The following is a 22,514-nucleotide window of genomic DNA, read 5'->3' as shown; positions in this document are numbered from 1 at the left end:
AGGTGGGATTTGCGGTGTGCTGCCCGGCTGAAGTGCTCGCGAATTCGTCGAGAGAATCGACGGAGTCAGGGCGTTCGTGCAAGACAAGGTTTACACAGAATCATGAGGATTTCCTCACGTTTGTCGGCACCCTGGAAATCTGGACTTTCGGGGCCGTGATCTTCCTCACGAGACTTCGAGAAAGTGACTCGCGAGTAGGTCGCGAACGCCCTGCCTGGGACTGTTACCGGGATTTTCAGAAACCTGAGGAACCCCTCATATTTATTGTTACCAATTCGTGACCTCCTTGACGGACGGTCGATCCCGTGCGTTCCGGGCCACAATCTGTCGGACCCCCTCGCTACGTTCAGCGCGTCCACACCGGACAACTTCTCGGGGGGAGAAATCATGAAAGACACAGACGTAGTCAGAGCGGCCGAATTCATCGGCGCCGAGCTTCCGCGCGAGGCGTGGCCGCATTGGAATCAGGGATGGCCGCGCGAGTCCGAAGCCGCCCTTCTCGATGCGATCTTCTCGTCGCGCGCCGCCTATGGAACACCGAAGACCGGAGTCCGCGCCGTCGTCGACCGTTGGCGCACACACCGCTCGGTAGCCGCCGACGATCGCCTCGACAGCTTGCCCGCTCTCGCCGCCTTCACCGACCGTGGCGACGAGCTCGCAACGATTCTCGGCAATCGCCAGCGCGTGCCGGGCAACTACTTCACCAAAGCCGAAGGCGCGGCTCGTGCGGCCAAAGCGCTCGCCGACGCCGGTTGCCGGTGCGGTGCCGACGTCGAGGACACCGAAGGCCTCCGTTCGGCAGTCGTCTCCGTTCCAGGCCTCGGCCCCAGGACCTTCGAGACACTGATGTTCCTGTCCGGGAGGTTGACGGTAACTTCGATCGACCTGCTTGCACGGTTCGCCACCGAAGCAAGCAGTAGCGAGAAATTGTTGTCGAGCACCGACGCAGCCGAGTTGCTCGTTGCGGTTGCCGAACATCTCGATGTCGATGTTCGGACACTCACCCACGCTGCGTGGCGGTATCAACGCACGGCCGAGCAACCTCGCCGGTCGAAGAAATCCACCATGCCGCCCGCAGCGGATCCACTCGCCGAAACGGCCTGAGAGCGGGCGGGCGCATCCCGACCAGGGTGGTGTGCCCGCGAGCGATTCCACTCGCGTATCCTTTGAATTCCGCGCGCGAGTGGCGGAATTGGCAGACGCGCTGGATTTAGGTTCCAGTGTCTCAGGACGTGGGGGTTCAAGTCCCCCCTCGCGCACAACGAAGAGCCCCGCCGGATCTGATCCGGCGGGGCTTTTTCGGTTCTCGTGAGCAAGGTCAGCGCTTTCGATCCTTGACCGGTGGAGTCATGTACGTCGTCCGACTCGGTGTCAGCCCCAGACGGACCGAGCTCTCCAACCATGTGATCGCCGCTGCCGTCGGGTCCACAACCGGAACATGAATCCCTTTGCCATGCAGCCTGTCTCGGACTGCGGCGGTCACACCGAGCATGCCGGTGCAACCGAGAACGACGGAGTCGGCGTCACCGTTCTCCACTGCCGTAGACGCCTGTGCGGCCAGTCGATCGATCAGTTCCTCCCGATCGGTGAGGCCCAGCACCGGCATGTCCACGACTCGAATACTGCCCAGCCGACTATCGAGTCCATACCGCCGAGTGAGCGATCGGAGCATCGGCACGACATTCGGCAGGATGGTCACGACACCGACGCGATCGCCCAGACTCATCGCTGTCAGAAATGACGGCTCGAAGCCGCCGACCACCGGAGCGTCGATGACCTCTCGGGCGGCATGCACTCCGGGATCGGCGAAGCATGTGATGAACACACCGTCCACGCCGTCGGCTGCCGCTTCCTCGACCCTCTGCACTATCCCGGGGCCGGCAAGTGCCTCGTCGTACTCGGACTCGATGCTCGCCGTACCGGTAGGCAGCGAAACGACGTCGACCGTCGTGCCGGGCGCCGCCCAGTGCTCCACCTCGGCTGTCACCGCCGGAGTCAGTGTGGTGTCGATGACCGGGCGAATCACTCTGATGTGCATGAAACACTCCCCTGCTTTCGGATACGCGCCGAGGTTATCGATGCAGCACAGCCGGGAGAATGTGTTCAGTGCCCTGGCGTTGCGGGTGAGGATGGGCATAGCGCACAGGTGCTGTGGAGCGGCTTCTACGACACGCCGTGGCACGGCCTCTACGACACGCCGTGGCACGGCTCCTACGACACGCCGTGGCACGGCTTCTACGACACCGTGTCGGAGATCGCAGGGCGAGGCACTATAGCTCTCAGGTACCGTCTTAGTGTGTCCAAGAACGCTACTAAACGCCGACCTGCGCTGATTCTGCTGGTCATCGTGTCAGCTGCCGGCTGCCTCGCGCTCGGCTGGTGGCAGTGGGAGCGCTTCGAAGCCGTCGGAGGCTCGGGACAGAATCTCGGGTACGCGTTCCAGTGGCCGCTGTTCGCGGCGTTTGTCGTGTACGCGTATCGCAAGTTCGTTCAGCTCGAAGACGTGGACCCCGAAGAGGCCGAAGCCGAGGAAGCCGCCGCGGAGCCGCGTGAGATTCCCGCCGACCTCTTGCCGCAACGCCCGCGGGCCGAGTTCGACGATGTGAACCTCGACGTCGACGACCCTGAAGCCCGCCAAATGCTGGAATACAACGACTACCTTGCGCAGCTCGCCGCTCGCGAGTCCGATAGGAGCACGACGTGAGTACCGGTTCGGAAGCGAGCATCGCTACCCCCGCAGTCAACGCAGAAAAGCAGAAGAAGGTTGCGTCGGCGCTGGTCCGATACCGCGTTCTCGCCTGGATCACCGGCCTCTGGCTGCTGTTCCTGACCGGTGAGATGGTCTACAAGTACCTGATTCTCGACAATTCGGCGGACGCACCGTCGTGGTTGTTCTACATCGGCCAGATCCACGGCCTGTTCTACATGCTCTACCTCGTGTTCACGATCGACTTGGCGATCAAGGCCCGGTGGAAGCCCGGTACGACGGTTGCCACCGCGCTCGCCGGCACGATCCCGTTCCTGTCGTTCGTGTTCGAGCACAAGCGAACTGCCCAGGTGAAGCAGGCTTACCAGCTCTGAGAGTTTCAAAAAGTGGAGCCCTGAACGCAGACGCGTTCAGGGCTCCACTTTTCGGATTCGGTTCAGTCGGCCAGCGCAGCCAGAGCCGGAACGAGCTGTACGAGCGCGCGCCCTCGATGTGACGCCGCATCCTTCTCGGCCGGGGTGAGTTCTGCGGCCGAGCGGGTGTCGCCGTCCGGACGGAAGATGGGGTCGTATCCGAAGCCGCCGTCGCCGGCTGGTTCGCGGCCGATCACCCCGCGCCATTCGCCGCGCACGACGGTCTCGTCGCCGCCGGGGATCACCAGTGCACAGGCGGAGACGAACGCCGCGCCTCGACGCTCGTCCGGCACGTCTCCCAGCTGAGCCAGGACTAGAGCCGTGTTGGCGCCGTCGTTTCCGTGAGTACCCGACCACCGCGCGGACAGCACACCCGGCATACCGTTGAGTGCGTCGATCTCGACACCGGAATCGTCTGCGATGCAAGGCATTCCGGTTGCAGCTGCTCCGTCACGCGCTTTGGCGAGCGCATTCTCCTCGAACGTCGCTCCGGTCTCGGGGGCTTCGGGGAACGGCGGGACCTCGTCGAGCCCGACCAGTTCGATTCCGTTCACTCCAGCGGCGTCGAGCACCCGGTGAAGTTCCTTCAGCTTCTTGGCATTTCGGCTGGCAACCAATACTCGTACGCTCACAGCTCAGGCACCGAACTTCTTCTTGGGTTCCGGATTCTTCGGTTCGGGTAGCACCCCGGGATAAGGCTCGGCCAACGCTTGACGCTGGATCTCGAAAAGTTGCTCACAACCAGCCAGAGCGGAGTCGAGCAGCTTGTCCAGCGTCGAGCGTGGGAACGTGGCGCCCTCACCGGTTCCCTGGATTTCCACCAGCGTGCCGGTATCGGTGGCCACGACATTCATGTCGACCTCGGCGCGCGAATCCTCTTCGTACGGAAGATCGAGGCGCACTCGTCCGTCCACGACGCCGACGCTGACGGCCGCTATGCCACACGAGATGGGCTGCGGGTCGGAGAGCAGGTCGGCGGCGCGCAGGTACGTCACGGCGTCGACCAGGGCCACGTATGCCCCCGTCACTGCCGCGGTGCGGGTGCCGCCGTCGGCTTGGAGGACATCACAGTCGAGGGCGATGGTGTTCTCACCGATTGCCGCGAGATCGATGCACGCTCGAAGTGATCGGCCGATGAGTCGACTGATCTCCTGCGTGCGGCCGCCGACCTTGCCCTTGACCGATTCGCGGCCACTGCGCGTGTGCGTGGCGGCGGGAAGCATCGCGTATTCGGCTGTCAGCCAACCCAAGCCGGAGCCCTTGCGCCAGCGGGGTACACCCTCTTCGACGCTGGCGGTGCACATGACGCGAGTGTTCCCGAACTCGACCAGAACGGATCCGGCCGGGTGACTGGTGAACCCGCGGGTGATCTTGACCGTGCGGAGCTCGTCGTCCGCCCTACCGTCTTCTCGTGTAGTCACCTTCGTGAGCCTAGCGGTCGCCCGGTGAGCGCTGCACCGAATGTGAGGGGAATCAGATGTCGTAGACACTTCCGGCGGAGACGGCATGGACCGGTCCGGAGAATTCGGATTTCGCTTCGGCGATCACGTCTTCACGCGATGTCCACGGCGGAATGTGGGTGAGGAGAAGTTCCTTGACGCCGGCGAGCGCAGCCACACGGCCGGCTTCCTTGCCGGAGAGATGGACTCCCTCAGGTCGATCGGGGCTGTCGGTCCACGACGCTTCGGAGAGCAACACGTCTGCACCACGCGCGAGTTCGACGACGTTGTCGCACATTCCGGTGTCGCCTGTATAGACGAGGACGCGGCCGTCGGCGCCGGTGATCCGGAAACCGTAAGCCTCGGGTGGATGATTCATACGGCGGGCGACGACGCTCAGTTCACCGAACGTCACCGGCTCGTTCTCGGCCCAGAGCCGGACGTCGATGGTGTCGGAGATGTCGTCCATCTCGCCGGCGCACTCGGCGGAGGACACTCCGATGCGGCACGCGGTGTCGGTGGGGCCGTAAACCAGAGCACGGCCGACCGGCGGGTTGGGGTGATAGCGACGCCAGACGAGCAGGCCGGGCATGTCGAGACAGTGGTCCGCATGAAGGTGCGAAAGCAGGATCGTCACCTCGCCCGGATCGGCGTATCGCTGCAACGCCCCAAGAACTCCCGGGCCGAAATCGATCACGAGCGGCGGAGTTCCCGGTGCCGTGAGCAGGTATCCCGAAGCCGGTGAATCCGGACCCGTGACGCTGCCGGAACACCCCAGGACGGTCATGCGCATACCGGTCATGCTGCCACGTCTACCCGTCTGGGAAAAAGCTCTTGGTGGTTTTGGCGCGTCGAAGTCACACCGCAGTGAGGGTGTGACCCACGTCCGTTCAGAAACTCGGTGGTCGAACGGCCGGCGCCGACCCGGCGCGCTTGGCCCTCTCCCCCGACGTCAACGCCCAGGCGGCAACCACGCCGCCGATCGCTCCGAACAGATGCCCTTGCCAGGAAACCCGTGGATCGCTCGGCAGAACGCCCCACAGCACTCCGCCGTACACGACGAAGACGGCAACGCCGATCAGGATCTGTGTGAAGCTCCGCGTGAAGAACCCGCGCACCAGCAGGTAGGTGACCCAGCCGAAGATCAGCACGGACGCACCGACGTGATTCGAGTTCGAGCCGGCGAACAACCAGGTCCCGACGCCGCCGATCACCCAGATGATGCCGGTCGCCGCGAGTCCCCGCGCAATTCCCGACACCAGCACGAGGTATCCGAGGATCAGCACCGGAATGGTGTTGGCGATCAGATGACCCCAGTCGTCGTGCAGCACCGGGGCGAACAGGATTCCCCACAGGCCGTCGAGCGTGCGCGGGGTGACGCCGGCGTTCTGGACATTCTGACCGGAGATGACATCCACGATCTCGATCACGTAGAGCAGGATCGCGAAGCCGCCCACCAACACGGCCGACTGCTTCCACACCGAGGGCGGACCGGATTTCGGTGCCGGCGTCCGGGTGCCGAAGTCCGGACTGTTGAAATCCATCGTCATCGTGTGCGTCCTCCACCGTCGATCCGGTCTTCTGATCCGGTCACTCGCGACCAGGCTCAATTCGAGATTACCGCCGATTCCAGGAGTGCTGCCTAGAGAAATGCGGACGGGAAGAGTTCGCGGTAGCTCGGGATTCCGGCTACCGACGTGGCGTCGAGAATCGCTGTGACGATCGCACGTTCGACCACCTGGGCCGAAGCCGCGCACACCGCGTCGAGTATCGGCAGATCGTTCGGGAAAGCGTCCGGAACCGTGATCTCCGAATTCGGAGTGTGATCACCGGTGGCGAGCGCAAAGATCGTGTCGCCGTCGAGCGGCGAATGTGCGGGCCGAATCGCTCGGGCCAGGCCGTCATGACCTGCGACGGCGACGCGTCGGCACCCGGCTTTCGTCAAGGCGGCGTCAGTGGCGACCACACCGATCGTGGTGTTGAGGACGGTTCCCTTGGCTGCAACGGCGTTGGCCGCCGCGAGTTCGGACGCGTCGGGGAGCCTGAGGCCGAACGACTCCGCGCCGTCCGAGCCGACGCCCCACGGCAGGCCTGTTCTGGGGTCGAAGACCGAACCCACCGGATTCGCCACGATCAAGGCGGAGACCGTCGCCCCCTCGGCGGGGCCGTCGACGATCACGACGCTGGCCGTTCCCACCCCACCCTTGAGCGCCCCGGCTCTGGCACCTACCCCCGCGCCGACCGTGCCGGTGGCGAATTCGCGCGAAGCAGTGTCGGCAGCGAGGAATCCGAAATCGCCGGTCGGACGAACGGTCCAGTCCCCCACCGGCAGATCGAAGATCACGGCGCCGGGCACGATCGGTACCACCTGGCCGGGAGCGCCCATCGCGATCCCGTGATCGTGTTCCTCGAGCCAGCGCATCACTCCGTCGGCCGCGGCAAGTCCGTAGGCACTACCACCGGTCAACAGCACGGCATTGACCTGCTGAACCGAATGGCTCGGGTCGAGCAGGTCTGTCTCGCGGGTACCCGGACCGCCGCCCCGGACGTCGACTCCGGCGACCACACCGGCCGACGCGAGCACGACCGTGCAGCCGGTGGCTGCGCCGCTTCCGAGAGTGGCTCCCTCGTCGAGCTTGTGGTGATGACCGACGGCGAGGCCGGCGACATCTGTCAGTGAATCAGTGGGCCCGGTCCGCGTTGTGGTCATGGCATGAGCGCCTGGACGAGGGAGTCCTGCATCCACGTCAACCAGTGATAGACGTCGAGATGCGGGGCTCGCGGGTCGTCGGGTTCGAGGCTCTCCGGTGTGTCGGCGTCGATGCCGAGATTGGTTCCGAGCGCGAGACGGACGTCGTTGAGCGAGGACAGCCAGGCGTCGGCCTGTTCCTGCGTGAGAACGACCTTGCCGCCGGCCTCCGGAAGCGAAGCCAACAACATGCGAGCGGACTCACGCTTGGCGTCGATGATCTCGGGTTCGTGCAAACTGCGCAGCGCGCCGTTGACATTGGCGCCGGCGTCGTCGAGATCGTCACTGTCCGGAGCGACCTTGTCCGGATCGGTGCGCTGGAAGTCGGGCAGCAAACGCGCCAATACCGGATTGTCGGGTGTCTCCGAATTTCCGGTACGAAGGCCCGTCAGGGCGGCGAGCTCGTCTTGCGGCGCCGAAGACGCGCGCTCGTCGAGAAGCCCGGTCACCGACTCCACGAGCGAGCGCAGAACCGCCGCCTCGTGGCCGTCCATCTCGGACTTGAACTTCACTCCGCCGAGTGAACTCTTCCTACTCCACGTCCGCACGCGTCGGACTCCCGTCTACGAGTTAGGCGAACAAATCGGTCGAAAAAGTGCTCTTCTCAGGTGTCGTCGCGTTGCATCGTGGCCCAGAGACCGGCAGCGTGGAGGCGACGAACATCGGCCTCCATCTTGTCGCGCGAACCGCTCGAGACCACGGCCTTGCCCTCCGAATGGACCTGCATCATCAGGTCGGTGGCCTTGGCTTTGCTGTAGCCGAACAACTTCTGGAACACGTAAGTCACGTAGTGCATGAGATTGACCGGGTCGTCCCAGACGATGGTCACCCAGGGCCGATCTGCGGCTTCGATGGTCGCAACAGCCTCCGACTGCTCGGGCGTGGCTTGAGGAGAAGAAGCCGTAGCGCCTCTCATCGTTACGTTCGCCGAGTAAGTGCCGGACACGGTCGCGCCGCCGAAAACCATGTATCCAGGGTACGGCGCGACGAGAGGCGACAACACCCACCCACGTCGTCTCGCGCATAGAGTTGTGTGCGTGCCTACGCAAATTTCCGACATCCGCGACGCCGGTGCCAGCACCGCACTGCTCACCGATCAGTACGAACTGACCATGCTCTCGGCGGCTCTCGCCGACGGATCTGCCTTCCGCAACTGCAGTTTCGAGGTATTTGCACGGCGGCTGCCAGACGGTCGTCGCTACGGCGTCGTCGCCGGTACCGAGCGCCTTCTCGACGCACTCGAGCAGTTCCGGTTCGGTGAACCGGAACTGGCGATCGTTGCAAAATTTCTCGACGACACGACCGTCGAGTGGCTGCGCAACTATCGATTCTCCGGTGACATCGACGGCTACCGCGAGGGCGATTTCTACTTCCCCGGATCACCGATCCTTTCGGTCCGCGGAACTTTCGCCGAGTGCGTCATCCTCGAAACCTTGATTCTCTCGATCCTCAACCACGACAGCGCGATCGCTTCGGCCGCAGCCCGCATGGTGAGCGCAGCGGGCGGTCGACGGATGATCGAGATGGGCTCGCGTCGTACACACGAACAGGCCGCCGTCGCCGCTTCACGTGCCGCGTATCTCGCCGGCTTCGACGCCACCTCCAACCTCGAAGCCGCGCGGCGTCACGACGTACCCAGCGCAGGTACCAGCGCGCACGCCTTCACGCTCCTGCACACCACCGATGACGGTCCGGACGAAGCCGCGGCATTCCGCGGTCAGGTCGCCGCTCTGGGCGTATCCACCACCTTGTTGGTCGACACCTACGACATCACCGAGGGCGTGAAAACGGCTGTCGCCGTTGCCGGTCCCGAACTGGGTGGAGTTCGCATCGACTCCGGTGATCTCGGCGTTCTTGCTCGTCAGGTACGCCAACAACTCGACGATCTCGGTGCTACCAAAACACGCATCGTCGTCTCCGGCGACCTGGACGAGTACGCGATCGCGGCTCTGCGCGCCGAACCCGTCGACTCGTACGGCGTCGGCACTTCCCTGGTCACCGGATCAGGCGCCCCCACCGCCGGCATGGTCTACAAACTTGTCGAGGTCGACGGAATCGCGGTCGAGAAGAGAAGCACCAACAAGGCATCTCGCGGCGGCGCAAAGAAGGCACTGCGCGTAGTGCGTCCGACCGGAACGATCGTCGAAGAAGTCATCTACCCCGCCGGATCACCGTCACCTGTCTCCGAGGCGGACGGCGCGACCGAACTGCTGATCCCGCTGGTTCGCGAAGGCAAGGTCGTCGACAGCGCGCCGACGCTCGAAGAGAGCAGAGCAGTTCTGAAGGCAGGGCTCGTGAGCCTGCCGTGGGAAGGCCTCAAGCTCTCGCGCGGAGACTCGGCTGTGCCCGTTCGATTCACCGGAGGTGAGCACCAGTGAGTGCAAAAGCACTGATAATTGTCGACGTTCAGAACGATTTCTGTGAAGGTGGAGCTCTTGCAGTCGACGGCGGTGCTGCGGTTGCGGGAGCCGTCAACGATTTCGTCAACTCCCACGAGTACGACGCCGTAGTCGCGACTCGCGATTTCCACATCGACCCTGGGGCGCACTTCTCCGAGAATCCCGACTTCATCGACAGCTGGCCGGTTCACTGCGTCGTCGGGACAGCCGGCGCCGAGTTCCATCCGGCGTTCGACGCTTCCGTCGCCGGGTCGGCGATCTTCTCCAAGGGCGCCTACAGCGCGGCCTACTCCGGTTTCGAAGGAGCAGCCGAGGACGGCACGACGCTCGAGGACTGGCTCCGCGCCCACGAGATCACCGACGTCGACGTGATCGGAATTGCCACGGATCACTGTGTCAAGGCCACGGCCGTCGATGCCGCGCGCGCGGGGTTCGCCACGACTGTCCTTCTCCCCTTCACCGCTGGTGTGTCGACCGCCACGATCGAGTCGGCATTGGTGCAGATGCGGGAGGCGGGAGTGCAGCTGATCGGGCGAGACGAGGCCTCGTCGCAAGAAGACTCGAATGCCGGGGAACCACCCCGGGAATCATCCGTGGACGTTTCTGACGTAGGGATCCATTAACCTTCGTGGGTGGCCGATCAACTCCCGAACGTTCCCGAACTGCTCCAGACAGCGGTGCGGTCGCTCGGCGGTGCCGAACGAACCAGTCAGCTGACGATGGCGTCCGCCGTGGCGCACTCGATCGACACCGGCGAGCATCTGGCCGTCCAGGCCGGCACCGGTACCGGTAAGTCGCTCGCCTACCTCGTTCCGAGCCTGCGCCACGCGGTCGAATCGGGACGCACCGTGGTCGTGTCCACCGCCACCATCGCGCTGCAGCGTCAGCTCGTCGACCGAGATCTGCCTCGACTCGCCGATGCCCTGAAGAAGCCACTCGGCCGACGCGCAGAGTTCGCAATCCTCAAGGGCCGCAACAACTATCTGTGCATGAACAAGATCCATACCGGCGCGTCCGAGCAGCCACCCGAGGACGAGTTGTTCGATCCGTTCACGGTCTCGCGTCTCGGCCGGGAGGTCGTCCGCCTCACCGAATGGTCCTCCGACACCGAAACCGGTGATCGGGACGAATTGGTGCCGGGCGTATCCGATCAGGCGTGGCGGCAGGTCAGTGTCACCTCCCGCGAATGCATCGGTAAGAACCAGTGCCCGGTCGGTGAGGACTGCTTCGCCGAGCGCGCCCGAGTCGAGGCGTCGAAGGCCGACGTAGTGGTCACCAACCACGCACTGCTCGCGATCGACGCCATCACCGGCATCCAGATCCTGCCTGACCACGACGTCGTGGTGATCGACGAGGCCCACGAGTTGGTCGACCGCGTCACCGGCGTCGCCACGGCCGATCTCACTGCCGCGTCGATCAGTGCCGCGGCCCGGCGTTGCGGCAAGATCGCCGAAGAGCAGGATGCCGATCGCCTCGAAGCTGCCGGCGAGGGGTGGGCTGGACTCCTCGAGGAATTGCGCCCAGGTCGCTGGGAAGGCCTCCCGGACGGGGCGGCACCCGCACTGGCTGCGATCCGCGACGCGGCCTGGTCGCTGCGCACCGCTATCGGTCCGGCCAAACCGGGTATGGCTGCCGCAGATCCCGAAGCCGCTGCGGCCCGCAACGCCGCACTCTCGTCCGTCGACGACGTCCACGACAGTGCCGTGCGTATTCTCACCGCTTTCGACGAACCCGACCCGGCCAAGCGCAAGGACGTCGTCTGGCTGTCCTCGGACGAGTTCCGCGGATCGGTGCGGCGCTCCGTCCGGATGGCTCCGCTCTCGGTCGGCGGATTGCTGCGCTCGCGACTGTTCGCCGAATCCACCGTCGTTCTCACTTCCGCGACACTGACCGTCGGCGGATCGTTCGACGGTCTCGCCGTCAACTGGGGTCTTCCTGCGGAATCGTCCGCGCGCCCCGACTCGGGTACCGCCATCGGCACCGAAGCACCTTCTGACGCTTCGGCTTTCCGCTGGAACTCACTCGACGTCGGGTCGCCCTTCGACCATGCAAAGACCGGCATCATCTACATTGCCCGCCACCTGCCCACGCCCGGCCGCGACGGCCTCTCCCCGGTCTATCTCGACGAGATCGCCGAACTCGTCGAGGCTGCGGGCGGACGCACCCTCGGCCTGTTCTCGTCGATGCGCGCCGCCAAAGCCGCCTCGGAGGCGATGCGTGAACGCCTCGACACCCCCATCCTGTGCCAGGGCGACGACGCCACCGGCACCCTCGTCAAGGCCTTCGCCAAGGACGAACCCACGTCACTGTTCGGCACGTTGTCCCTGTGGCAGGGCGTCGATGTTCCGGGTCCGTCACTGAGCCTCGTCATATTGGACCGGATTCCGTTCCCGCGCCCGGACGATCCACTGTTGATGGCTCGCCAGCAGGCTATCGAATCCCATGGCGGTAACGGCTTTCTCAGCGTCTCGGCCAATCACGCGGCGCTGCTCCTGGCACAGGGCGTGGGTCGCCTGCTTCGTAGCACCGACGACAAAGGTGTGGTGGCCGTGCTCGATCCGCGTCTGGCCACGGCGAGATACGCGGGTTACCTTCGCGCATCACTGCCTCCGTTCTGGGAGACGACCAACCCCGAAGTCGTCCGCAAGGCACTCACCCGCATCCGCGACTCACGTCCCTGAGCCGGTTCTCACGCGGGCACAATTCTGCCCCGGTACCGACCGAACGGACCGGGGCAGAATGCAATACGTCAGACGCTCGGAGTGGTCACCAACCCGAGTTCGGACGCATCGACCAACAACCGGTGATGCGGCAACACCCGCACGGTGTAACCCACGGAGCCGGAGACCGGAAGCGCAACCTCGGCTTCGAAGATCTCGGTTCCGTCCTCGGCGCCGAAGTGCGTCATCGGGAACGTCACCACGTCGGTGAGTTCCTCGCCTGGGCTGACGCGTCCCAGGACTGCCTGAACCTCCACATCCGAGACCGACAAGCCGCCGAGGCGGACCTTGGCCTTCAAAGAGATGGTCGCACCGATCTCCGGGGTGTCCGGCAAGCCGGAACCGTCCACCTGCTCGACGGCGACCGACGGCCACTGCGACTCGATACGGCGACGGAACTCGGCCACCTCACGCGCGCCGGCAAAATCATCCGCCACTACCGCTCGAGCTGATTCCGCCGAAGGGGCGTAGTAGTCGACGGCGTAGTCACGAACCATGCGTGATGCCAACACCTTCGGGCCCAGATTCTCGAGGGTGTGGCGAACCCTCTCGACCCAGCGCGTCGGCAGATCGGCTGCATCACGGTCGTAGAACGTCGGCAGTACCGCATGCTCGAGAAGTTCGTAGAGGGCGCTGGCTTCCAGATCGTCACGCCGCACGTCGTCGAGAACACCGTCGGCCGTCGGAATGGCCCACCCGTTCTCGCCGTCGTACATCTCGTCCCACCATCCGTCGCGAATGGAGAGGTTGAGGCCGCCGTTGAGCGCGGATTTCATGCCGGAAGTACCGCACGCCTCGAGGGGGCGAAGCGGGTTGTTGAGCCACACGTCGCAGCCCCAGTACAAGTAGCGGGCCATCGACATGTCGTAATCAGGCAGGAAGACGATGCGGTGACGCACATCCGCTTCGTCGGCGAACCGCACGACCTGCTGGATGAGTGCCTTACCGCCGTCGTCGGCGGGGTGCGACTTGCCGGCCACCACCAACTGCACCGGACGTTTCTCGTCGAGCAACATCGCACGCAGACGCTCGGGATCACGCAGCATCAGCGTCAACCGCTTGTACGTCGGAACGCGCCTCGCGAATCCGACTGTCAAGACGTTGGGATCGAATACTCCAGTGGTCCAGCCGAGTTCGGCCTCGGTCGCGCCGCGTTCGAGCCAGGACGCTCGGACGCGACGACGAACTTCGTCGACCAACTTGCCGCGCAACGCATTACGTGTTTCCCACAGTTCGGTGGCCGACAACTCGTGCAGGCGCTCCCACCCGCGTGCTTCTTCGAGTTGCTCCTGACCGACGATCCGCCTGGCCACGTCCATCCACTCCGGCGCCGCCCACGTCGGCGCGTGAACACCGTTGGTGACCGAACCGATCGGCACCTCGTCGGCGTCGAAGCCCGGCCAGAGACCATTGAACATGTCGCGGCTGACGATGCCGTGCAACTTCGAGACGCCGTTGGCTCGCTGGCCCAGGCGAAGACCCATGTGCGCCATGTTGAAGATCGACGGATCGGCTTCACGCCCCATCCCGACGATGCGGTCGACGGTCAGGCCGGGAAGCAAACTCGATTCGTTCTCGCCGTTCGCTCCGCCGAAGTAGTGACGGACCAGATCCGCCGGGAAGCGGTCGATTCCCGCGGGAACCGGAGTGTGCGTCGTGAAGACCGTTCCGGCACGGACCGCGGCCAGAGCCGAATCGAAGTCCAGACCGCTGGTGGTGACAAGTTCCCGAATCCGTTCGATGCCGAGGAATCCGGCATGCCCCTCGTTCATGTGGAACACCTCGGGATCGGGCAATCCGTACGCCGCGGTGTAGGCGCGCACCGCGCGGACGCCGCCGATACCCGCGAGGATCTCCTGCTTGATGCGGTGATCCTGGTCCCCGCCGTAGAGACGGTCCGTGACGCCGCGCAGATCCGCGTCGTTCTCGGCGATGTCGGAATCGAGCAGCAGCAACGGCACTCGTCCGACCTGAGCGATCCACACTCGCGCACGCAGCACCCGGCCACCGGGCATTGCGACGTGAATGACGACCGGCGATCCGTCTTCGGAAGCCGGGCCTGCGTCCGTCAGCAAACGAAGAGGCAACCCTTGAGGGTCGTGCGGCGGGTAGTGCTCGGCCTGCCAACCGTCGGCGGTCAGCGACTGGCGAAAGTAGCCGGATCGGTAGAGCAGTCCGACGCCGATGAGCGGCAGCCCGAGGTCGGACGCGGCCTTGAGGTGATCGCCCGCCAGGATGCCCAATCCACCGGAGTAGTTGGGCAGAACTTCGCTGACTCCGAACTCCATGGAGAAGTACGCAATTCCGCCGGCTAACGATGTGCCCTTGGCCTGCTGGGATTGGTACCAGCGCGGGGTGCTCAGATAAGCATCGAGATCGGCTGCTGCAGTGTCGAGGTCACCGAGAAATGCCTCGTCACTGCTGAGTTCGTCGAGACGGGTGGGGTCGACTTCCCCGAGCATGCGGACCGGATCGAACTGGACTGCTTGCCAGAGTTCGGGGTCGAGTCGCGAGAACAGATCCTGTGTCTCGGGATGCCACGACCACCGAAGGTTGGTGGACAGGGGGCCGAGCGCGGCGAGGCGCTCCGGAAGGTGGGCTCGGACAGTGAACCGACGCAAGGCTTTCACCCCGCGAACCCTAGTCGAGTTCCTCGCACTCTGTCCGGTGGAACCGAACGCCCGAGCCGACCTGACCACCGACAGACCCGAATTCGTCGTTATCAGCACTCCAGCGCCGCACCCACTACGGTTGAACCCGGCGAAAGAAAGTTTTACCGCGATCCATCACCAGAAATGGAGCTTCCCGTGTCAGGACGCCTCGGTATCGACGACGTGGTACCCGAGATCTCGGGTAACTATCCGGCAAAGGCCGTGGTCGGTGAAGTCTTCCCAGTGCACGCCACCGTGTGGCGAGAAGGCCACGACGCCATTTCCGCCACTCTTGTCGTGCGTGGTCCGCGCGGTACCAAGCCGCTGCGCATTCCGATGGATCCCGGGACCGAACCGGACACCGTCGACGCGGTGTTCACGCCGTCCGCCGAAGGCATGTGGTCGTTCCGGATCGAGGCGTGGAGCGATCCCATCGCCACCTGGAAGCACGCCGTGGAAGCGAAGCTCGCCGTCGGGCAGGGGGCGGCCGAGTTGGCCAACGACCTGGAAATCGGTGCGCGCCTGTTCGAACAGGCCGCGCACGAGGTACCGCGGGGCAACAGGTCCAGGCTCGAGGCCGTCACGGCGTCGCTGCGCAGCGATCAGGCACTGACTGCTCGCGTCGCGCCGGCCTTCGCCTCCGACGTCGCCGAACTGCTCCGCGCCACTCCGCTCCGTGAACTGGTCACCAAGGGCGAGTCCCACCCCGTCGTCGTCGATCGCAACCGTGCACTGTTCGGATCGTGGTACGAGTTCTTCCCCCGCTCGACGGGCGGTTGGGACGAGAACGGGGTGCCGCAACACGGTACTTTCCGAACCTCGACCGAAGACCTACCCCGCATCGCCGCAATGGGTTTCGACGTCGTCTACCTTCCGCCGATCCATCCCATCGGCGAGATCAACCGCAAGGGACGCAACAACACTCTCACTCCCGAACCCGGTGACGTCGGCTCGCCGTGGGCCATCGGCTCGGTCGACGGCGGGCACGACGCTGTTCACCCGCAACTCGGCACGCTCAAGGACTTCAAGGCCTTCGTCGCGGCGGCCCGCAAGCTCGATCTCGAAGTGGCACTGGATCTCGCGCTGCAGTGCGCCCCGGATCATCCATGGGCCAAGAAGCATCCGGAGTGGTTCAACGTCCTTCCCGACGGCACCATCGCCTACGCCGAGAACCCGCCCAAGAAGTATCAGGACATCTACCCGATCAACTTCGACACCGATCCTCGCGGTCTGGACAAGGAAATCCTGCGAGTCGTCCGACACTGGATCAGTGCCGGAGTCAAGATCTTCCGGGTCGACAACCCACACACCAAGCCGCCGAACTTCTGGGAGACGCTCATCTCTGAGGTCAAGAAGACCGACCCCGACGTCCTGTTCCTCGCCGAGGCATTCACTCGTCCGGCGCGCATGTACGGCCTTGCCCGGCGCGGGTTCACGCAGTCGTACACGTACTTCACCTGGCGAGTTGCGAAGTGGGAACTCACCGAATTCGGTAACGAGCTGGCGGCGAAGGCCGACGAAGCCCGACCGAACCTCTTCGTGAACACGCCGGACATCCTGCACGAGTCCCTCCAGCACGGTGGGCCCGGAATGTTCGCTCTACGAGCAGCTCTCGCCGCCACCCTGGCGCCGACGTGGGGCGTCTACTCCGGTTACGAACTCTACGAACACCAAGCCGTTCGCCCCGGCAGCGAGGAATACCTCGACTCCGAGAAGTACGAACTTCGGCCGCGCCGTTTCGCCGAAGCAGCAGCGCGAGGCGAATCTCTCGAGCCGTGGATCACCGCACTCAATCGCATCCGGCGTGCACACCCGGCCCTGCAGCAGTTGCGGAACCTGCACTTTCACCACATCGACAACGACGCGTTGATCGCCTACTCGAAGTTCGACGCCTCGACCGGTGACGCCGTCCTGACGGTGATCAACCTCAACCCGTTCGCTGCAGAAGAGGGCACCGTCTGGTTGGACATGCCGGCGCTCGGACGCGAATGGCACGACCACATGACCGTGCTCGACGAGGTAACCGGTGAGCAGTTCAATTGGGGCCAAGCCAATTTCGTCCGCCTCGAGCCCTGGCGTTCGGTGGCGCACATCCTCGCGCTCCCACCCGTTCCGTATCCGGCCCGGATCTCTCTGGCCTACCAAGCACGCAATGCGCACCGCGCAGGTGGAGGCAAGTGATGTCAACCGAGAAGTTCCCTTCGGGTATCGCACCGGACAATCACGATCTGGAGCTGTTGGCGCGCGGTGAACATCACGATCCGCACAGTGTCCTCGGCGCCCATCCCCACGCCGACGGCACCGTTCTGCGTGCGTTGCGTCCCAACGCCGAGTCCGTCAGTGCCGTCATCGGCGGCAAAAACTTTCCTCTCGAACATGTTTCGAACGGAATCTTCGCGGCTCTGGTCCCCTACCCCGACCTGATCGACTATCGCTATTCCGTGACGTACCCGGGTGGACACACGGTTCTCGCAGCCGACCCTTACCGGTTCCTACCTACTCTCGGTGAACTCGACCTACACCTGTTCGGCGAAGGTCGGCACGAACGACTGTGGGACATCCTCGGTGCACATCCGCGTTCTTACGAGACACCGGACGGACCCGTCGACGGCACCTCGTTCGCCGTCTGGGCTCCGGCCGCCCGCGGCGTGACCGTCGTCGGCGACTTCGACGGGTGGAGTGGGCAATTCGCCCCCATGCGAGTCCTCGGATCCACTGGGGTCTGGGAACTCTTCCTGCCCGACATCGCAGTCGGTTCGCTGTACAAGTTCCGGGTCCACGGCCACGACGGCTCCGTTCGCGACAAGGCCGATCCCATGGCATTCGGTACCGAGGTCCCGCCGGCGACTGCATCGCGAGTGACCACCAGTTCGCATGAGTGGAACGACGCGGCCTGGCTCGAAACCCGCGCCGGTGTCGATCCTTCGCAGTCCCCGATGAGCGTGTACGAGGTGCACCTCGGATCGTGGCGTCCCGGGCTCGACTACCGGCAGATGGCCGAGCAACTCGCCGTCTACGTCACCGAAACCGGATTCACCCACGTCGAACTGCTGCCCGTCTCCGAGCATCCGTTCGGTGGATCGTGGGGATACCAGGTCACCTCGTACTACGCACCGACCTCCCGCTTCGGCACCCCGGACGACTTCCGCTGGTTCGTCGACCACCTGCACGCCGCAGGGATAGGTGTCATCGTCGACTGGGTGCCTGCACACTTCCCCAAAGACGAGTGGGCCCTGGCTCGTTTCGACGGAACTCCCCTGTACGAGCACGCCGATCCGCGTCGCGGCGAGCAGTTGGACTGGGGCACATACGTATTCGACTTCGGTCGCCGCGAGGTCCGAAACTTCCTCGTCGCCAACGCGCTCTTCTGGCTCGAGGAGTTCCACATCGACGGACTGCGCGTCGACGCCGTCGCATCGATGCTGTACCTGGATTACTCACGCCCGGAAGGTGGATGGACTCCCAACATTCACGGCGGCCGCGAGAATCTCGAAGCCGTTGCGTTCCTGCAGGAGATGAACGCCACCGTCCACAAGAACCATCGAGGAGTCGTCACCGTCGCCGAGGAGTCGACGGCGTGGCCCGGAGTCACTCGGGCGACCAATGTCGGCGGCCTCGGATTCAACATGAAGTGGAACATGGGGTGGATGCACGACACCCTCGGGTTCCTCGGTCACGACCCGGTACACCGGACCTACCACCATCACGAGATCACGTTCTCACTGATGTACGCGTGGAGTGAGAACTACCTGCTACCGATCAGCCATGACGAAGTGGTGCACGGCAAAGGAACTCTGTGGACCCGGATGCCCGGGAACGACTTCGCCAAGGCGTCCGGCCTGCGCTCACTGCTTGCATACATGTGGGCGCATCCAGGCAAGCAACTGCTGTTCATGGGACAGGAATTCGGTCAGAGTGCGGAATGGTCGGAAGAACGCGGCCTCGACTGGTGGCAACTCGACGATCAGTACACCGGCACTCTCCATCGCGGCGTCCAGCGACTGGTCGGCGATCTCAACTCCGCGTACCGACGTCATCCGGCCATGTGGACCCTCGACACCTCGCCCGGTGGATACTCCTGGATCGACGCCAACGACACCGAGAACAACGTCCTCAGTTTTCTGCGTTACGGTACTGACGGTTCGATTGTCGCCTGCCTGTTCAACTTCTCGGGCAGTGAGCACTCGAGCTACCGCGTCGGGCTACCAGAGCCCGGCCGATGGGTGGAAATTCTCAACACCGATGCCGAGGTGTACGGCGGCTCCGGAGTCGGGAACCTCGGAGCGGTCACAGCAACGTCGCATTCGTGGCACGGTCGGCCAGCCTCCGCACAGGTGGCGCTGCCAGCTGCTGGAGCGATTTGGATAAGTCTGGAGCGTTGATGGTCGGCCGGCGAGTAGTCATTGTCACGTCGTCACTGTTGGCAGTGGCAGCACTGCTCGCCGGTTGTGCCCAGGGAACGAGTGGCCACGCCGTCTCGATTTATCACGATCCCTTCCGCGTCGCCGGACTCGACGCAACGGCAGGACCAAGTGGGTTGCGTCCGGGAGCCCCCAACGCCGACCGAGCAATCACCGGCACCGACGGCGGGGACATCGACGCGCTGGCAGCCAACGCCATCACAGACATCGAAACCTACTGGGCCGCCGAGTACCCGGCTCTGTTCGACAAGCCCTTCGAACCGGTCGACGAGCTGATCTCGTGGGACCCCACCGAATCGAACGGCCCGGACTTCTGTGAGGAGACCACCGAAGAACTCATCAACGCCGGGTACTGCAGCATCGATCACACCATCGGTTGGGATCGTGAATTGCTGCTGCCCGAGGTGCGGGAGAAGTTCGGTGACGTGGCCGTCGCGTTCATCTTTGCGCACGAGTACGGCCATGCCGTTCAACGCAAGGCCGGGATCGTCGGCGGTAAACGAGACGCAGCCCTGGTGCGCGAACAGCAAGCCGACTGTTTCGGTGGCGCCTTCTTGCGGCACGTCGCCGAGGACAAGGCCGCGCACTTCACGATGAACACCTCCGACGGACTCAACAAGGTGTTGGCGTCGGCGGTCGCCATCCGCGACGAAGACCCTAATGATCCTGAGAGCCACCATGGTTCGGCGTTCGAGCGCGTCACCGCCACTCAGATCGGCTTCACCGACGGCGCCGGTGCGTGCGCGAAGATGGACGCCGACGAAATCGAGTCACGACGTGCAGACCTCCCGCAGCAGTTCGCCGAGGGCAACGATTCCGGAGAACTGCCCGTCACCGAGGCAACTCTCGACGAGTTCGTGAAGACCTTCCAAGCGATCTTCGATCTACCGCAGCCACCGAAGGTCGTGTTCACCGGCGCAGACACCGGGTGCAGCGATGCCGTTGCGACCGAACCCGTATCGTACTGCCCGTCGACGAACACCATCGGAATCAGCGTCGACGACCTTGCCGAGCGCGGCACGCCGGGTCGCGTCGGGCGACGCGAGTTGATCCAGACCAACATCACCGGTGACTACAACGCCTATGTCCTGCTCGCGTCGAGGTACACCCTCGCGATGCAGAAGGAGAACGGCCAATCGCTCGACACTCCGCAGACTGCCCTGCGCGCCGCCTGCCTGTCCGGCGTCATCACCGCAGCGCTCAGTCCCACCAACGCCGCGGCGTCCGGAGCACAGGTCACACTCTCCCCCGGCGACCTCGACGAAGCCGTATCGGGGCTGCTGACCGACGGCCTGGCTGCCAGTGACGTCAACGGTGAGACGGTTCCGAGCGGGTTCGCACGTGTCGACGCGTTCCGGACCGGCGTTCTCGGTGGCCGGGAAGTGTGCGACAGCCGCTACACGGAGTAGCGACTGCCGGTCCACACGTCAGTAGAGAGCGGAAGCCAACTTACGACGGGCCGCGATGACGATCGGTTCTGCCGGGTCGAACAGTTCGAACAGTTCGAGCAGGCGCGTCCGAGCGGCAGCCTTGTCGTCGCCGGCAGTTCGCGAGACCACCGAGATCAATCGGGCGAACGACGCCTCGGGCTGCTGGGCGAACATTTCCAGGTCGGCCGCAGCGAACTGCAGTTCGAGATCGGACGGATCAGCATCCGCGGCCGCAATCGACTCGGGATCGACGCCCTGAACCCGAGCCATGAACTTCACCTGGCGGACAGCGCTCTTGGCCTCCGCATTGTTGGGTTCGGCGTCGAGAATCACCTGGTACGCAGCGATGGCGGCGTCGAGATCGCCCTCGTCCAGCGCGGTTTCAGCGGCCACGAAGCGAGGATCCTCGACCTCCTCCACCGGTTCGTCCGCGTCGGAGACCGGCCCACTCAACTTGCCCTCGACAGCTTGGAGGACTGCGTCGAACCACTGGCTGAGCTGCGCCTCTGGCTGAGCGCCCTGAAAATCGGCCAACGGCTGACCAGCCGCGACAGCAACAACCGTCGGAACCGACTGGACGCCGAATGCCTGCGCGATACGAGGGCTCACGTCGACGTCGACGTTGGCAAGAATCCACTTGCCTCCGGCTCGCGCCGCAAATGATTCGAGAACTTCGGTGAATACGACCGAGGGCTCGTATGCGCGGCCACCGATGTTGACGATCACCGGCACCTGGCTCGACTTCAGCAGGACTTCGCTTTCGAAGTTCTCCTCGGTCACCTCGATCACTGCCCCGGAGACAGCAGAAACGGCCCCGTCGCCGCTGGTGTTACGCGGCGGTGGTGGGGCCGTGGCCCGCTCTTTGAAGGCGGACAAGTCGACTGCGCCGCTCATGGCGGCAGCAACTGCGGACGAACGCGCGGGGGGCCTGGAACCTGGTCGAGTCACGGCTCCCAGTTTGTCACGAGTTGCGAGAAGCTACGTAGAGGGATGCAGCACTCAGACGAGCGCCGCGTTGCCCTTGGACGCCTCGAACTCCGTGGACAGCTCACCGAGCTTGCCGTTTCGCACTGCCCAGCGTTCGAAGATGACGGTGCCGAAGGGCGGAACGCTCGAGATCAGCGCAAGGATCGTGGTCTTGACGTCCCACTTGAGCGACCACGCGGTCAGGAGTGCAACAACGATGAACACCAGGAAGCCGGCGGTTCCGTGGACCATTCCGGGGATGCGAATCGCTTCTTCGTGTCCGAGGACCCACTTGAAGAACATGGCAACCAGCAAGGCCGCCCAGGTCACAGCTTCCCACCACGCCACCAGACGGAAGCGTTTCGCGGGAGTGGATACGTCAAAGATGTTCGCCATGAGGCCATTGTGCCCGAACAACTACGACGCCCCGTAGTTGTGTGAGCAAAACCACGGGGCGTCGCCGAGCGAGAGCGCTCGTTCAGGTGTATTTAGACACTCAGGCCTTGGGGACGCGGACGATGAGTGCGTCGCCTTGTCCGCCGCCGCCGCAGAGTGCGGCTGCGCCGATGCCGCCGCCGCGGCGTTGCAGTTCGAGGGCGAGGTGCAGGGCGATGCGGGC

General features: G+C 64.4%; 20 protein-coding genes, 1 tRNA gene and 1 pseudogene. 10 read left to right on the top strand and 12 right to left on the bottom strand.

What is annotated here, in order from left to right:
* The first annotated feature begins 387 nt into the window (after positions 1–387).
* The gene (locus tag RhoBH5_RS29535; RefSeq protein WP_064689267.1) at positions 388–1,104 is read left to right on the top strand and encodes a hypothetical protein; all 717 of its coding nucleotides are present in this window, start codon (positions 388–390) and stop codon (positions 1,102–1,104) included.
* A 73-nt stretch (positions 1,105–1,177) separates the two neighbouring features.
* A tRNA-Leu gene (locus tag RhoBH5_RS29530) sits at positions 1,178–1,259 on the top strand.
* Positions 1,260–1,318: 59 nt separating this feature from the next.
* On the opposite strand, the gene RhoBH5_RS29525 is transcribed toward RhoBH5_RS29530, so the two are convergent.
* Positions 1,319–2,038 (bottom strand): aspartate/glutamate racemase family protein, encoded by a 720-nt coding sequence (locus RhoBH5_RS29525; protein WP_099698634.1) that lies wholly within the window; start codon positions 2,036–2,038, stop codon positions 1,319–1,321.
* Between the two features lie 258 nt (positions 2,039–2,296).
* On the opposite strand from RhoBH5_RS29525, the gene RhoBH5_RS29520 reads away from it, so the two are divergent.
* Positions 2,297–2,704 carry a hypothetical protein gene (locus tag RhoBH5_RS29520; protein ID WP_020970031.1) on the top strand — a complete coding sequence of 136 codons (408 nt, stop codon included), beginning with the start codon at positions 2,297–2,299 and terminating at the stop codon, positions 2,702–2,704.
* On the top strand, positions 2,701–3,081 hold the full coding sequence (locus tag RhoBH5_RS29515; RefSeq protein WP_003945334.1) for a DUF3817 domain-containing protein: 381 nt from the start codon (positions 2,701–2,703) through the stop codon (positions 3,079–3,081). Before RhoBH5_RS29520 ends, RhoBH5_RS29515 begins: the two co-directional genes overlap by 4 nt.
* A 62-nt stretch (positions 3,082–3,143) precedes the next feature.
* Here RhoBH5_RS29515 and rdgB read toward each other — a convergent pair whose 3' ends face one another.
* The 7 genes from rdgB to clpS form a co-directional block, all read right to left on the bottom strand.
* Entirely contained in the window at positions 3,144–3,752 is a 609-nt protein-coding gene (gene rdgB / locus RhoBH5_RS29510; protein ID WP_064444087.1) for an RdgB/HAM1 family non-canonical purine NTP pyrophosphatase, read from the bottom strand.
* Between the two features lie 3 nt (positions 3,753–3,755).
* Positions 3,756–4,541, bottom strand: coding sequence for a ribonuclease PH (gene rph, locus RhoBH5_RS29505; RefSeq protein WP_003945332.1), 786 nt, complete (start codon positions 4,539–4,541; stop codon positions 3,756–3,758).
* 52 nt (positions 4,542–4,593) lie between these two features.
* Positions 4,594–5,352: a cyclic nucleotide-degrading phosphodiesterase gene (locus tag RhoBH5_RS29500; RefSeq protein WP_007733274.1), complete on the bottom strand. Its 759-nt coding sequence runs from the start codon at positions 5,350–5,352 to the stop codon at positions 4,594–4,596.
* Positions 5,353–5,449: 97 nt separating this feature from the next.
* The gene (locus RhoBH5_RS29495; RefSeq protein ID WP_007733273.1) at positions 5,450–6,109 is read right to left on the bottom strand and encodes a rhomboid family intramembrane serine protease; all 660 of its coding nucleotides are present in this window, start codon (positions 6,107–6,109) and stop codon (positions 5,450–5,452) included.
* A 92-nt stretch (positions 6,110–6,201) separates the two neighbouring features.
* The gene (locus RhoBH5_RS29490; RefSeq protein ID WP_075833702.1) at positions 6,202–7,269 is read right to left on the bottom strand and encodes a P1 family peptidase; all 1,068 of its coding nucleotides are present in this window, start codon (positions 7,267–7,269) and stop codon (positions 6,202–6,204) included.
* Entirely contained in the window at positions 7,266–7,856 is a 591-nt protein-coding gene (gene aosR, locus RhoBH5_RS29485; protein WP_003945318.1) for an oxidative stress transcriptional regulator AosR, read from the bottom strand. The genes RhoBH5_RS29490 and aosR overlap by 4 nt, the downstream gene beginning before the upstream one ends.
* Before the next feature lie 56 nt (positions 7,857–7,912).
* Positions 7,913–8,224 carry an ATP-dependent Clp protease adapter ClpS gene (gene clpS, locus RhoBH5_RS29480; RefSeq protein WP_029255695.1) on the bottom strand — a complete coding sequence of 104 codons (312 nt, stop codon included), beginning with the start codon at positions 8,222–8,224 and terminating at the stop codon, positions 7,913–7,915.
* A gap of 121 nt (positions 8,225–8,345) precedes the next feature.
* Here clpS and RhoBH5_RS29475 point away from each other — a divergent pair, with 121 nt between their 5' ends.
* The 3 genes from RhoBH5_RS29475 to RhoBH5_RS29465 are packed head-to-tail and all read left to right on the top strand — an operon-like array spanning position 8,346 to position 12,388.
* Positions 8,346–9,686, top strand: coding sequence for a nicotinate phosphoribosyltransferase (locus tag RhoBH5_RS29475; protein ID WP_165638877.1), 1,341 nt, complete (start codon positions 8,346–8,348; stop codon positions 9,684–9,686).
* Entirely contained in the window at positions 9,683–10,330 is a 648-nt protein-coding gene (locus tag RhoBH5_RS29470; RefSeq protein WP_042446164.1) for a nicotinamidase, read from the top strand. The genes RhoBH5_RS29475 and RhoBH5_RS29470 overlap by 4 nt, the downstream gene beginning before the upstream one ends.
* 9 nt (positions 10,331–10,339) lie before the next feature.
* On the top strand, positions 10,340–12,388 hold the full coding sequence (locus RhoBH5_RS29465; protein WP_270009183.1) for an ATP-dependent DNA helicase: 2,049 nt from the start codon (positions 10,340–10,342) through the stop codon (positions 12,386–12,388).
* Positions 12,389–12,456: 68 nt separating this feature from the next.
* Here the strand turns inward: RhoBH5_RS29465 and glgP are convergent, their stop codons facing one another.
* The gene (gene glgP / locus RhoBH5_RS29460) at positions 12,457–15,057 is read right to left on the bottom strand and encodes an alpha-glucan family phosphorylase (protein ID WP_042446167.1); all 2,601 of its coding nucleotides are present in this window, start codon (positions 15,055–15,057) and stop codon (positions 12,457–12,459) included.
* A 177-nt stretch (positions 15,058–15,234) separates the two neighbouring features.
* Between glgP and RhoBH5_RS29455 the strand changes: the two genes are divergently transcribed.
* The 3 genes from RhoBH5_RS29455 to RhoBH5_RS29445 are packed head-to-tail and all read left to right on the top strand — an operon-like array spanning position 15,235 to position 20,908.
* Positions 15,235–17,259, top strand: coding sequence for an alpha-1,4-glucan--maltose-1-phosphate maltosyltransferase (locus tag RhoBH5_RS29455; RefSeq protein WP_161120699.1), 2,025 nt, complete (start codon positions 15,235–15,237; stop codon positions 17,257–17,259).
* On the top strand, positions 17,259–19,460 hold the full coding sequence (gene glgB / locus RhoBH5_RS29450; RefSeq protein WP_003945366.1) for a 1,4-alpha-glucan branching protein GlgB: 2,202 nt from the start codon (positions 17,259–17,261) through the stop codon (positions 19,458–19,460). The genes RhoBH5_RS29455 and glgB overlap by 1 nt, the downstream gene beginning before the upstream one ends.
* Entirely contained in the window at positions 19,460–20,908 is a 1,449-nt protein-coding gene (locus tag RhoBH5_RS29445) for a neutral zinc metallopeptidase (protein WP_042446171.1), read from the top strand. The genes glgB and RhoBH5_RS29445 overlap by 1 nt, the downstream gene beginning before the upstream one ends.
* Positions 20,909–20,926: 18 nt before the next feature.
* On the opposite strand, the gene RhoBH5_RS29440 is transcribed toward RhoBH5_RS29445, so the two are convergent.
* The 3 genes and pseudogenes from RhoBH5_RS29440 to RhoBH5_RS29430 all read right to left on the bottom strand — a co-directional run.
* The gene (locus RhoBH5_RS29440; RefSeq protein ID WP_193604728.1) at positions 20,927–21,823 is read right to left on the bottom strand and encodes a tetratricopeptide repeat protein; all 897 of its coding nucleotides are present in this window, start codon (positions 21,821–21,823) and stop codon (positions 20,927–20,929) included.
* Between the two features lie 105 nt (positions 21,824–21,928).
* Positions 21,929–22,291, bottom strand: coding sequence for a DUF3817 domain-containing protein (locus RhoBH5_RS29435; protein WP_003945330.1), 363 nt, complete (start codon positions 22,289–22,291; stop codon positions 21,929–21,931).
* Between the two features lie 100 nt (positions 22,292–22,391).
* Positions 22,392–22,514, bottom strand: a pseudogene (locus RhoBH5_RS29430) (acetyl-CoA C-acyltransferase); the annotation flags it as partial.

Source organism: Rhodococcus sp. BH5 (assembly GCF_027583855.1).
Taxonomy (GTDB): Bacteria; Actinomycetota; Actinomycetes; order Mycobacteriales; family Mycobacteriaceae; genus Rhodococcus_F; species Rhodococcus_F qingshengii.
The sequence above is the reverse complement of the archived record's forward strand: the minus strand, read 5'-3'. Positions and strand labels throughout refer to the sequence as shown.